Here is an 11,850-nt window from a genome sequence, read left to right as displayed (position 1 = left end):
TCGCGAGCAAGTCGGATCGCCGCACCGTTCGCTCCTACAGGGATGGCGTTAGCCGCGGTGACGACCGCGGAAGTAGTTGATCAGGCCTTGGGTTGAAGCATCGTCAGCCGGGGTTTCTTCGCTGCCGACCAGGCGGTTGTAGACGCCTTTGCCGAGCTCTTTACCCAGCTCCACGCCCCACTGGTCGAAGGCGTTGATGCCCCAGATCACACTTTGCACGAAGACTTTGTGTTCGTACATCGCCACCAATGCGCCGAGACGACGCGGGCTGATGCGTTCGACCACCAACGTATTGCTCGGACGGTTACCCGGGATCACCTTGTGTGACGCGAGTTTCTGCACGTCTTCTTCGCTCATGCCTTTGTCGCGTAACTCGGCTTCGGCCTCGGTAAGGGTCTTGCCCAGCATCAGCGCCTGGCTTTGGGACAGGCAGTTGGCGTACAGCCACTGATGGTGGTCGGACACCGGGTTGAAGCTGACGATCGGCACGATGAAGTCGGCCGGGATCAGTTGAGTGCCCTGATGCAGCAACTGGTGGTACGCATGCTGACCGTTGCAGCCAACGCCACCCCAGATCACAGGACCCGTGTCGGTGGACACCGGAGTGCCGTCCTGGCGCACGCTCTTGCCGTTGGATTCCATGTCCAGCTGTTGCAAGTGCTTGGTGATGTTGCGCAAGTAATGGTCGTACGGCAGGATCGCGTGGCTCTGCGCGCCCCAGAAGTTGCCATACCAGATGCCGAGCAAGGCCAGCAGCACTGGCATGTTCTGATCGAAAGGCGTGCTCTGGAAGTGCTGGTCCATGGTGTAGGCACCGGACAGCAGTTCCTTGAAGTTCGACATGCCGATGGCCAGGGCAATTGGCAAACCGATGGCCGACCACAACGAGTAACGGCCGCCAACCCAGTCCCACATCGGGAAGATATTTTCTTCGCGGATCCCGAATGCCACAGCCGCTGCATTGTTGCTGGAGACGGCGATGAAGTGACGATATAGCTCGGCTTCCGACCCCCCCTGAGCCAGGTACCAGGCGCGTGCGGCCTGGGCATTCTTCAGGGTTTCGAGGGTGTTGAAGGATTTCGACGAAACGATGAACAGCGTGGTTTCGGCACGCAGTTTCAGGGTCAGTTCGTGGAACTCACTGCCGTCGATGTTCGCCAGGTAATGGCAGCGCACGCCCTTCTGGGCGTAGGACAACAGTGCTTCAGAGACCAGCTCCGGGCCGAGGAACGAGCCACCGATGCCGATGTTTACCACGTCAGTGATCGGCTTCTCGGTGTAACCGCGCCACAGACCGTCGTGGATACGGCCCACGAGGTCAGTGATCTGGTTCAGGACCTTGTGCACTTCCGGCATCACGTTGACGCCGTTCACCGACAGCTTGTCGCCAACCGGGCGGCGTAGCGCGGTATGCAAGGCGGGGCGGCCTTCGGAGGCGTTGACGATTTCGCCTTCAAACAGCGCTTTGATCGCGCCCTGGAGATCGACTTCGTTGGCCAGGCCCACCAGCAGATCGCGGGTCTCGGCGTTGATCAGGTTTTTCGAATAATCGAGAAACAGGCCGCAGCTGCTGAGGGTGAATTGGGTGAAGCGCTGCGGATCGGCATTAAAGGCTTCGCGCATGCTGAAATCTTGCATGGCTTGGCGGTGATCATTCAACGCTTGCCAGGCGGGCAGAGCGGTAACGTCGTGAGGGGTGCGGTAATACGCCATCGCTGCGGGTTTCCTTTTTACTTGAACGGCCTTTTGAACACAAAAAATCCCGGAGCGCTGTGGGTGGGCGTCCGGTCAACTGCGTCGACACGATTTCATGACACAGGGCGAATACAGTAAACCTCGCGCTGCGATCTGTCTTGACTTTGTCTGACCCGTTCCCGGTACTTTTTTATACATCAAGCAGGGAACGGTCCGATAAACGGAAGGGGGATGGACTAAGACGGGATCAGGCGACCTGAACCGGAATGGCATTGCTGGTGTGGCTCAGTTCATTACCCGGCGCCATGTAGAGCATGCGTGGCTTGAAGTTGAGCAGTTCGGCTTCGCTGTAGTGGGCGTAGGCGCAGATGATCACGCGGTCGCCAACCTTGGCCTTGTGTGCGGCTGCACCGTTGACCGAGATCATGCGCGAACCTTCTTCACCACGGATCGCGTAGGTGGTGAAGCGTTCGCCGTTGTCGACGTTGTAGATCTGGATCTGCTCGTATTCACGGATGCCGGACAGGTCCAGCCATTCGCCGTCGATGGCGCAAGAACCTTCGTAATCGAGTACAGCGTGGGTGACTTCGGCGCGATGCAGCTTGGCCTTGAGCATGATGGCGTGCATGAGTGTTTTCCCAGGTCGGAATCGAACGGCGGGCATTGTGCCCAAAGCCAATGTGGGCAGCAATACAGGGTGCGAGGCAACGCAACTCCCTGTAGGAGCGGAGCTTGCTCGCGAAGGCGTCATGTCAGTCGATGCAGATGTCGAATGACGCGACGCCTTCGCGAGCAAGCTTCGCTCCTACAGGGGATCTGTGGTGTTTAGGCGGGCGCGTCGAGGTTCAGATGGAGGTTATCGATCAACCGCGTAGTACCCAGAAATGCCGCCACCAGAATCACCAGGTCCCGATCCTCCGGGGTGGCCGGACGCAACGTCGGCGCATGACGAATTTCCAGATAGTCAGGACGCAAACCAGCCGCTTCAAGCTGCTTGATCTGTGCGCCGATCAAGGCCGGGAAATCCCGCTCGCCCTGTTTGATCGCGTCGGCAATCTGGTTCAAACCGCGGTACAGAACCGGCGCAACGGCCCGCAGTTCTTCGCTGAGGAAACCATTGCGCGACGACAGCGCCAGGCCATCGGCTGCACGTACCGTCGGTTCGCCGATGATCTGGATCGGCATGTTCAGGTCATGCACCAGGGCGCGAATCACCGCCAGTTGCTGGAAGTCTTTCTGGCCAAAGATTGCCAGGTCCGGCTGGACCATGTTGAACAGCTTGGTGACCACCGTCGCCACACCTTCGAAATGCCCGGGACGGCTGGCGCCGCAGAGGCCTTCGCAAAGTTGTGGAACGCTGACGCGGGTCTGCCCGGCCATGCCGTCGGGGTACATTTCTTCAGCAGTTGGCGCGAACAGCAAGTGGCAACCGGCCTGGAGCAGTTTCTCCTGATCGGCCGCGAGGGTACGCGGGTACTTGTCGAGGTCTTCGCCGGCGCCGAACTGCAGCGGATTGACGAAAATGCTCGCGACCACGAAATCCACCCGTTGGGTGGCTTTGGTAACCAGTGCAACATGACCGCTGTGCAGGTTGCCCATGGTCGGCACGAAGCCGATTCGCTTGCCTTCGCCACGGGCACGGGCCACGGCGGCCCGCAATTCGCGTACGGTTTTTACGGTGTTCATGCAGAGAATCCGTGTTCGATACCTGGGAAAGTCGCCGCTTTGACTTCAGTGACGTAAGCGCCAATCGCCGCTTGAATGTTTTGTTGCCCGGCCATGAAGTTCTTCACGAATTTCGGCACACGGCCAGTGATCGACAGGCCGAGCATGTCGTGCAGAACCAATACCTGGCCGTCGGTGCCACTGCCGGCGCCGATGCCGATTACCGGAATGCCCACAGCCTGGGTGATTTCCTGAGCCAGTTCGCTCGGTACGCACTCGAGCAGCAACATGGATGCACCGGCCTGCTCTAGTGCGATGGCGTCGGCACGCATTTGCCGCGCCTGGTTCTCGCTGCGACCCTGGACTTTGTAACCGCCCAGAATGTTCACCGATTGCGGTGTCAGCCCCATGTGCGCGCACACCGGGATACCGCGTTCGGCCAGCAGACGGATCGAGTCCGCCAGCCACAGTGCACCTTCAACTTTGACCATGTGCGCACCGGCCTGCATCAACAGGGCGCTGTTGGTCATGGCTTGTTCGGTGGTGGCGTAGGCCATGAAGGGCAGGTCGGCGAGGATCAAAGCGTCGGTGTTGCCGCGTTTGACGGCCGCCACGTGGTAAGCCATTTCCGCGGTGGTGACCGGCAGGGTGCTGTCGTGACCTTGCAAAACCATGCCAAGGGAGTCGCCCACCAGCAACACCTCGACGCCCGCTTCATTGCAGGCGTGGGCGAAGGTCGCGTCATAGCAGGTCAGCATGGTGATTTTTTCACCTTTTAGCTTGAGACCTTGCAGAGTGGTCAGGGTGATGGCTGGCATGAAAAGTTCCTCATTCAGGCGCTGTGGAAACTACTGCGAGTAACGCGCGTGATTCTTCGTTAAATACAGGCGCACGGTCTGTTGTCGTGCTTTTAAGGCCTGGATTGCGCCCTTCAATGCCGTGTTGGCGGCAGCGGGACGCCTATAGTCGTGAGGAGAACTCGGGAAGTCAATTGCGTGTGTTACCGCGTTGTTACGCCAGGGGTGTTACCGGGGTAACTGATGCGTTTCAGCAGATTCTGCGAGAGCAACATAAACCAATGTGGGAGTGTCAAGCGGGGGGCAGGCGTTCCAGCCCGAAGAACGGGCAGGCGGCAAGCAAATCACTCAGGCTGCGACCATCGGCCAAACGTAAATCCGCAGGCGCCAGCTCGGCCAGTGGATAGAGAACGAAAGCTCGTTCTTGCATGTGGTAGTGAGGCACCTTGAGGCGAGGTTCATCGATCAGCCGATTACCGAACAGCACGATGTCGAGATCAAGGGTGCGTGGGCCCCAACGTTCAATACGCTCGCGGCCCTGTTCGTTCTCGATGGCTTGCAGCGCATCCAGCAGGTCCAGCGGCGCAAGGGTGCTGTCGAGGGCGGCGACCGCGTTGGTGTAACGCGGTTGGCCGGGCAGCAGCGAGTCGCTCTGATAAAACGCGGACACCCCGATCAGTTCGGTCTGCGGCAACTGCGCCAGCGCCTCGACAGCGCTGCGCAATTGGTCGGCGGGGTCAGCCAGATTGCTGCCCATGCCGATGTAGATGCGTTCCATGGATTACTCGCCCGTGGTGCTCGGTGCGCCTGCGGTGCGTTTGCGCTTGGCGCCACCGCTGCGGCGACGTTTGCGTGGAGCGCCGGTGCCGTCATCCTTGCCGCTGAGGTCGCGGATCATGTCGCGACGTTCGCTGTCGTTGGCGTCCTGATAGTCCGTCCACCATTCGCCCAGGCCATCGGTCTGTTCACCAGCGCTTTCGCGCAGCAGCAGGAAGTCGTAACCGGCACGGAACCGCGGGTTGTCCAGCAACAGGTCGGCGCGCTTGCCGCTGCGGCGTGGCAGACGTTCCTGCATGTCCCAGATCTCGCGGATCGGCAGGGTGAAGCGTTTCGGAATCGCGATGCGCTGGCACTGTTCGGCGATCAGCTCATGAGCGGCTTCCTGCATGGCCGGAATCGGCGGCATGCCACGTTCTTGCAGGCGCAGTACGCGGGCCGGCAGGGCAGGCCAGAGCAGGGCAGCAAACAGGAACGCCGGGGTCACCGGTTTGTTCTGCTTGATCCGCAGGTCGGTGTTGATCAACGCTTCGCTGATCAGCGTGTGGGTGTACGTCGGGTTGTATTCCAGCGCCTCGGCACTGGCCGGGAACAGCGGATCGAACAGCTGCAGGTCGACCAGCATCTCAAAGGTGTCCGCGGCATGGCCGGAGAGGAACAGCTTGAGCACTTCTTCGAACAGGCGGGCCGACGGAATCTCGCGCAGCATCGGCGCCAGCTCGCGGATTGGCGCGGCGCTGTGCTTTTCGATGCCGAAATTCAGCTTGGCGGCGAAGCGCACGGCCCGCAGCATCCGTACCGGATCTTCCTGGTAGCGTTGCTTTGGATCGCCAATCAGGCGGATCAGGTGATTGCGGATGTCGTGTACGCCGTTGGCGTAGTCGAGGATGCGCTCGCTGACCGGATCGTAATACAAGGCGTTGATGGTGAAGTCGCGGCGTTGCGCGTCTTCTTCCAGCGTGCCGTAGACGTTATCGCGCAGGATGCGCCCGCTCTCGTTGCGCGAGGACTGGTTGCTGTCTTCCTCTTCATCGTTTTGCGGGTGATTGGCGCGGAAGGTCGCGACTTCAATGATTTCGCGGCCAAAGTGGATGTGCACCAGCTTGAAGCGTCGACCGATGATCCGCGCGTTGCGGAATTCGGCCCGAACCTGCTCAGGCGTGGCACTGGTGGCGACGTCGAAATCTTTTGGCGTGATGCCGAGCAGCATGTCACGCACGCAGCCGCCGACCAGGTAAGCCTGGTAACCGGCGTTCTGCAGGCGTTCGACAATGTTCACCGCGTAGCGACTGAATTGGGCCTTTTGCAGCGAATGTTGGCCGCTGTTGAGCACTTCAGGCGTACTGCGAATGTGTTGCGTATGACGCTTGGGAGAACGGAATGACTGGAACAACTTCTTCAGCATGGGATGCACTGTTTGAAGGAATGTTCGGCCAAAACGAAGAATGACCGCATGATGGGCGGGGATTCTAGCATTTAGTCGGGGGATGGTGTAGGAAGCTGCGCAAGCGCTTGAAGGAGCGGCTTGTTAGTGCGGATTGGCTCTGTGTAGCAGCTGCCGAGCCTGCGAGGCTGCGTTCGGCTGCGAAGCAGTCGTCAAACCAGAGATTGCGGTGTGTCAGAAGAAACTGGGTGCCTGTATTGCGACTGCTCCGCAGTCGAACGCAGCCTCGCAGGCTCGGCAGCTGCTACAGGGGCAGCGTGAATGCCGAATCACAGAAACTACAAGGGGAGCCGAAGCTCCCCAAGAAAGTAGTTGCGTGCTCTATTTTTATTTTTTATTCGGGCTTCTTGTTTTTGTTGAGTGCCCTCGCCATGAAGTTTTTCCTTCATGACCCTCCCAATCGGGAGCCAAGAGCAAACGGATTGCTTTGGTCGCTGTGTTGCAGTGATCTTACGATCCAACCAGTGCAGGCTCTGTCTTATGACAGTTTTTATTGTTCTCGGCCTGGTCGTGGGGCAAGCCCCCAATACAACGCCTCTCCAAAAGAATCAGTTAGCTGCGCCTCTCGCCGTCTTGTTTTTATTGTGCGTGAGTCGATTCGTCTTATTTTTATTGTCTTGTGCATTGCTTGTTATTGTTCTTGTACCAAACATATAGCAGGGTGCGTGCCAACTTTTGTGAGGCCCAGTAAAACAAGGGATCAGGCCGGCTGATGAGGTTTTCAGAGGCCAAAAAAAACCGGGGCTTCGTTACCGTAAGCCCCGGCTTCTGTTACGTGAAAAAGCTGAGGTAACAGTTTTTTCACACTGTCACGTGTTACCCGCGCATCAGACAGGCGAGGTTCAGCTCTCGCTGGCCACCCCGGTCTTGCGTCGTGGAATGCCCAGGCGCTGACGGCGTTCCCACAGGCATTTGCGACTGACACCGAGTTTGCGCGCCAACTCGGTTTCGGTCATGTGGTCCTGATGCTCGAGAACGAAGTGCTGGAAGTAGTCTTCCAGTGACAGGTCCTCGGTCGGCTCGTGGCTGGAGTTGCTGGTGTTGTTGCCCTGTTGGGGCGCCAGGCCGATGAAGTCATCGTCTTCCAGATCGCTCAGTTCGATGTCGATACCCAGCAGCTCGGCAGAAATTTCCGGGCTCTCGCACAGGATGACCGCACGTTCTACTGCGTTTTCCAGCTCTCGCACGTTACCCGGCCAGGCGTAATGACGAATCGCCTGCTCGGCATCCGGGGCGAACTTCAGGTCGGTGCGGTTGACCCGCGCGCTCTGCCGCGCCAGGAACGCGGTGGCAATTTCGTTGACGTCCGCGCCGCGCTCGCGCAGGGCCGGCAGTTTCAGGGCAATCACGTGAAGGCGGTAATACAAGTCTTCACGGAACTGGCCGATCTTCGCCAGGCTTTTGAGGTCCCGGTGAGTCGCGGCGATCAGGCGCACATCGACTTTCTGTGACTGCACCGAACCTACACGACGAATTTCACCTTCCTGCAGCACGCGCAGCAGGCGGGCCTGGGCTTCCAGTGGCAATTCGCCGATTTCGTCGAGGAACAAGGTGCCGCCGTCTGCCGCTTCCACCAGGCCGGCACGCCCGGCGCTGGCGCCCGTGAATGCGCCTTTTTCGTGGCCGAAGAGTTCGGACTCGATCAGGCTTTCCGGAATGGCCGCGCAGTTCACCGAAATCATCGGCGCCTTGGCGCGTTTGGATAAGTTGTGCAGGGCACGCGCGACCAGTTCTTTACCCGTGCCGGATTCGCCCTGGATCAGCACATTGGAGTCGGTTGGCGCGACTTTGCGGATCTTGCTGTACAGATCCTGCATAGGCGGGCAGGAGCCGATGATGCCGATTTCGCCGTTGCTGTTATTGGCACCCGGTTTGGCTGCGCCATTGCTGGCTTTGCCGACGACCGGTTCACCGCTGGCTTGCACGGATTGCCGGTCACGCAGAATTCGCGCGACGGCCTGGAGCATCTCGTCGTGATCAAAAGGCTTGGCGATGTAATCGACCGCGCCCATCTTCATCGAGTCGACGGCCGAACGCAGGCTGGCGTAGCTGGTCATGATCAGCACCGGAGTGCCCTGGCCGAGTTTGATCAACTCGGTGCCAGGCGCGCCGGGCAGGCGCAGGTCACTGACGATCAGGTCGAACGTGGGAATGGTGAAGCGTTCTTGTGCTTCCTGCACTGAACCGGCTTCGCTGACCTGGTACTGGTTACGTTCCAGCAGGCGGCGCAAGGCGGAGCGGATAATTGTTTCGTCTTCGACGATCAAAATGTGCGGCATTGATTCGATACTCTCGACGGTCTCAGTTCACAGCGGACGTCGCTTCGACATGACGCGGCAAGGTCACCCGGATACGGGTGCCGCGCTGGCTTTGAACATCAGCCGGGCTGTCGATGGTGATTTGTCCATAATGCTCTTCAACGATGGAATAGACCAGTGCAAGGCCCAGACCGGTGCCTTCGCCAGGATCCTTGGTGGTGAAGAAAGGTTCGAACAATCTATCCATGATGTTCTTCGGAATACCGCTGCCTTCGTCTTCCACGATCAAGTCGACCGTGTGTTCGCCGGCTTCGCTTTTGACGCGCACCGCACTGCCGGGAGGCGAGGCATCGCGGGCGTTTGAGAGCAGATTGATCAGCACTTGTGCGAGTCGCTGCGGGTCGCCTTCGACCCAGTGATCGGGATCGCACAGGTTGTAGAACTGCACTTCGAAATTACGTCGGTTCAGAGCCAGCAGGCCTATCGCATCCTGGGCCACTTCCGCCAGACAGACGGGCTCGTCGCTGTGCTGATGACTCCCCGCGTGGGCGAAGCTCATCAGCGACTGAACGATACGCGACACGCGTTTGGTCTGCTCCAGGATCTGCCCGCTGATTTCCTTCAGTTCGCTGTCTTCTTCGCGCTCTTCGCGCAGGTTTTGCGCCAGGCAGGCGATGCCGGTAATCGGGTTGCCGATTTCATGGGCCACGCCGGCGGCCAGTCGGCCGATACTGGCCAAACGCTCGGAATGCACCAGTTTATCTTCGAGCAGCTGGGTTTCGGTCAGGTCTTCTACCAGCAACACCAAGCCGCTGTTACCCGGAGCGAGCGGTTCATCGATCGCCGCTTTGTGCAGGTTCAACCAGCGGGTCTGGCCGTCGAGGGCCAGGTGCTGTTTGTGCAAATGCTCGTCCGGCAGATTGATGAAGCCTTGCAGCAGCTCTTTCCATGGATCGGCGATGGTGCTCAGGCGCGAACCGACCACACGCTGCGCGGCAATCCCGGTCAGCTCCTCCATGGCTTTGTTCCACATGAGGATTTCCTGGTCCTTGGCCAGCGAGCAAACGCCCATTGGCAATTCCTGCAAGGTCTGGCGGTGATAGCGGCGCAGGGCATCGAGTTCGGCGGCAAGCCCGGTCAGGCGCGAGTGGTAATCCTCGAGGCGACTTTCGATGAAGTGGATGTCTTCGGTGACGTAGTTTTCGCCCCCGGCCTTATAAGGCAGGAAGGTCTCGACCATGTCCTGAGCCACGCTCGGCCCCATCAGGCCGGAGAGGTTGGCTTCGATGCGGTCGCGCAATCGGCGCAAGGCGTAAGGCCGGCGCTCATCGAACGGCAGATAGAGGTCGCGCAGGGCTTGTTCGACTTCTTTCTGTGCTGCTTTCGCGCCCAATGGTTTTGCAAGCTGCGTAGCGAACTCCTGGGGTGAGGCGGCGTGCAGTTCGCGGCGTTGCGGCCGGCGCACGTTGTCCACGGCGCAGGCTTCCGCCGCGCTGGCCTCTTCGCTGCTGGCGTTGGTGAACAGCGAGATCAGGGTGAACATCAGCACGTTGGCGGCCAGCGACGCGATCGCCGCCATGTGCCAACTGGTGTCGTCCAGCACATAGATCATGTTCAGCAGCGGAATGTAGAAACCCTGCAGGTTGCCCACCAGCGGCAGCAGCATGGTCACCAGCCATACCAGAATCCCCGCCAGCAAACCGGCGATAAAGCCACGACGGTTGGCGGTCGGCCAATACAGAACGGAGAGTACGCCCGGCAGGAATTGCAGGGTGGCGACGAAGGCGACAATGCCCAGATTCGCCAGATCCTGTTCCGCACCCAGCAACAGATAGAAACCGTAACCGGCCATGATGATCGCAACGATCAGCGCCCGACGGGTCCACTTCAACCAACGATAGATGTTGCCTTCGGCCGGCGGCTGATAGAGCGGCAGCACCAGGTGGTTCAGCGCCATCCCGGACAGCGCCAGGGTGGTGACGATAATCAGCCCGCTGGCCGCCGACAACCCGCCGATATAGGCCAGTAGCGCCAGGGCCTTGCTGTTGGCCGCGATGCCGATGCCCAGCGTGAAGTATTCCGGGTTGGTGGTGGCGCCAAGTTTCAGTCCGGCCCAGAGAATCAGCGGTACCGCCAGGCTCATCAGCAGCAGGAACAGCGGCAAGCCCCAGCTCGCACTGACCAGCGAGCGCGGGTTGAGGTTTTCGGTAAACGTCATGTGGTACATGTGCGGCATCACGATCGCCGAGGCGAAGAACACCAGCAGCAACGTACGCCATGGACCTTCCTGCAGCGGTGTGTGCAGGGCGGCGAGGGCGGTCTGGTTTTGCAGCAGCCACAGTTCCAGCTGTTGCGGGCCGTCGAACACACCATAAAGGGCATACAGGCCGACGCCGCCAATGGCGATCAATTTGATCACCGACTCGAAAGCAATCGCGAACACCAGGCCTTCGTGTTTTTCGCGGGTGGCAATGTGGCGCGAGCCGAAGAAAATCGTGAACAGCGTAATCAGTGCGCAGAAGCTCAGCGCCACGCGATGCTGCACCGGCTCACGGGTGAGGATGCCGATGGAGTCGGCGACCGCCTGAATTTGCAAGGCCAGCAGCGGCAGCACGCCGATCAGCATGAAGATCGTGGTCAGCGCGCCGGCCCAGGTGCTGCGAAAGCGGAAGGCGAACAGATCGGCCAGCGACGACAGCTGATACGTGCGGGTGATTTTCAGGATTGGATACAACAGCACCGGCGCCAGCAGGAACGCACCGGACACCCCAAGGTAACTGGACAAAAAACCGTAGCCGTATTGATAGGCCAGGCCCACCGTGCCGTAAAACGCCCAGGCACTGGCGTAAACGCCCAGCGACAGGGTGTAAGTCAGCGGGTGGCGAATGATCGCCCGGGGGATCATGCCCCGTTCGCTGACCCAGGCTACGCCGAACAGCACCGCCAGGTACGCGGCGCTGATCAGGATCATCTGGGTCAGGCTAAAGCTCATCGGCATCTTTTTGGCTCTGCAGGATGAAGGTCACGACGATCAGAATCAGCCAGAGCAGATAAGGGCGATACCAGGCGCCAGTGGCGTCGATCCACCAATCCATGATGGCCGGGGAGAACAGATAAATCCCCACTACCAGGAGCAGGACCAAGCGATAGATGTACATCCCGGCCTCTCTTTTTTATGCGCGTGCCCGAAAACGTGCGGCGATGGTAACGGATG

9 protein-coding genes are annotated in these 11,850 nt (G+C 59.7%); all 9 read right to left on the bottom strand.

The genetic code is table 11. The features are described 5' to 3' along the window. Positions 1-48 precede the first annotated feature (48 nt). The 9 genes from pgi to QK293_RS23960 all read right to left on the bottom strand — a co-directional run bounded on the left by pgi (position 49) and on the right by QK293_RS23960 (position 11,794). On the bottom strand, positions 49-1,713 hold the full coding sequence (pgi, locus tag QK293_RS24000) for a glucose-6-phosphate isomerase (protein ID WP_282381830.1): 1,665 nt from the start codon (positions 1,711-1,713) through the stop codon (positions 49-51). A 229-nt stretch (positions 1,714-1,942) separates the two neighbouring features. Then, positions 1,943-2,323, bottom strand: a complete 381-nt coding sequence (gene panD / locus QK293_RS23995; protein WP_003228271.1) for an aspartate 1-decarboxylase — start codon at positions 2,321-2,323, stop codon at positions 1,943-1,945. 197 nt (positions 2,324-2,520) lie between these two features. Beyond that, complete coding sequence (gene panC / locus QK293_RS23990) at positions 2,521-3,381, bottom strand: pantoate--beta-alanine ligase (protein WP_282381826.1); 861 nt, start codon at positions 3,379-3,381, stop codon at positions 2,521-2,523. Then, complete coding sequence (gene panB, locus QK293_RS23985) at positions 3,378-4,178, bottom strand: 3-methyl-2-oxobutanoate hydroxymethyltransferase (RefSeq protein WP_282381823.1); 801 nt, start codon at positions 4,176-4,178, stop codon at positions 3,378-3,380. Before panB ends, panC begins: the two co-directional genes overlap by 4 nt. A gap of 271 nt (positions 4,179-4,449) precedes the next feature. Further along, positions 4,450-4,935, bottom strand: a complete 486-nt coding sequence (folK, locus tag QK293_RS23980; RefSeq protein ID WP_282381821.1) for a 2-amino-4-hydroxy-6-hydroxymethyldihydropteridine diphosphokinase — start codon at positions 4,933-4,935, stop codon at positions 4,450-4,452. Between the two features lie 3 nt (positions 4,936-4,938). Then, positions 4,939-6,339 (bottom strand): polynucleotide adenylyltransferase PcnB, encoded by a 1,401-nt coding sequence (locus tag QK293_RS23975; RefSeq protein WP_282381818.1) that lies wholly within the window; start codon positions 6,337-6,339, stop codon positions 4,939-4,941. Between the two features lie 881 nt (positions 6,340-7,220). After that, positions 7,221-8,657: a sigma-54 dependent transcriptional regulator gene (locus QK293_RS23970; protein WP_282381816.1), complete on the bottom strand. Its 1,437-nt coding sequence runs from the start codon at positions 8,655-8,657 to the stop codon at positions 7,221-7,223. 22 nt (positions 8,658-8,679) lie between these two features. Continuing rightward, positions 8,680-11,634 carry a sensor histidine kinase gene (locus QK293_RS23965; protein WP_282381814.1) on the bottom strand — a complete coding sequence of 985 codons (2,955 nt, stop codon included), beginning with the start codon at positions 11,632-11,634 and terminating at the stop codon, positions 8,680-8,682. Beyond that, positions 11,618-11,794 carry a hypothetical protein gene (locus tag QK293_RS23960; RefSeq protein WP_003176118.1) on the bottom strand — a complete coding sequence of 59 codons (177 nt, stop codon included), beginning with the start codon at positions 11,792-11,794 and terminating at the stop codon, positions 11,618-11,620. Before QK293_RS23960 ends, QK293_RS23965 begins: the two co-directional genes overlap by 17 nt. Between the last annotated feature and the right edge of the window lie 56 nt (positions 11,795-11,850).

Source organism: Pseudomonas sp. AL03, from assembly GCF_029960815.1.
In the GTDB taxonomy this organism is placed as follows: Bacteria; Pseudomonadota; Gammaproteobacteria; order Pseudomonadales; family Pseudomonadaceae; genus Aquipseudomonas.
This window is presented reverse-complemented; position numbering and strand designations above follow the sequence as displayed.